General features: G+C 55.0%; 1 protein-coding gene. It reads left to right on the top strand.

The genetic code is table 11. From position 1 onward, the window contains the following. On the top strand, positions 1–717 hold a 717-nt coding region (locus tag RH89_RS16495), incomplete at its 5' end, for a flagellin (protein ID WP_004404382.1). Between the last annotated feature and the right edge of the window lie 119 nt (positions 718–836).

Below are 836 nucleotides of genomic sequence, written 5' to 3'. Positions count from 1 at the left end.
GGGACTTACGGTACAGCGGCATTCCAAATCGGTGCAGACAACGGTGAAGCGGTCATGCTTACCCTGAAAGACATGCGTAGTGATAACGCCCTGATGGGTGGTAAGAGCTACCAGGCAGCGAACGGCAAAGACAAAGACTGGACAGTACCAGATGCCGCGACGGACCTGACCATCACACTAACTGACAGCTTCGGCGACCCGCAAACACTGAACATCAGTGCCAAAGCAGGGGACGACATCGAAGAGCTGGCGACTTACATCAATGGTCAGACAGACCTGGTGAAAGCATCGGTGGGTGAAGGCGGTAAATTGCAGGTCTTCGCAGGGAACAACAAAGTTACAGGTGATGTCACTTTCGGTGGTGCACTGGCAGGTGAGCTGGCGTTTAACCCAGGTCAGAACGTTACGGTCGACACCATTGATGTGACGTCTGTGGCGGGTGCTCAGGAATCCGTTGCGATTGTAGATAGCGCACTGAAATACGTGGACAGCCACCGAGCAGAGCTGGGTGCATTCCAGAACCGATTCGGGCACGCCATCAGTAACTTAGACAACATTAACGAGAACGTGAACGCGTCGAAGAGCCGAATTAAAGACACCGATTTCGCCTCCGAGACAACGTCGATGACCAAAGCGCAGATCCTGCAACAGGCATCCACCTCGATTCTGGCCCAGGCGAAGCAAGCGCCAAACGCAGCGATGAGTCTGCTGGGCTAAACCGACTCTCTCGCGGGGAGGGGCGCACGCCCATGACGTCCCTTCCCGCCTCTCTTTAGAGAGGAGCGAGTTCAAGAAAGCATGGGTACAGACCGCTTTGCTGTTCTGGTTGAACAGCC

The sequence above is a fragment of the Vibrio nigripulchritudo ATCC 27043 genome (assembly GCF_000222685.1).
Lineage (GTDB): Bacteria > Pseudomonadota > Gammaproteobacteria > Enterobacterales > Vibrionaceae > Vibrio > Vibrio nigripulchritudo.
Note: the sequence above shows the minus strand (reverse complement) of the source record. Positions and strands in the feature narration are given on the sequence as shown.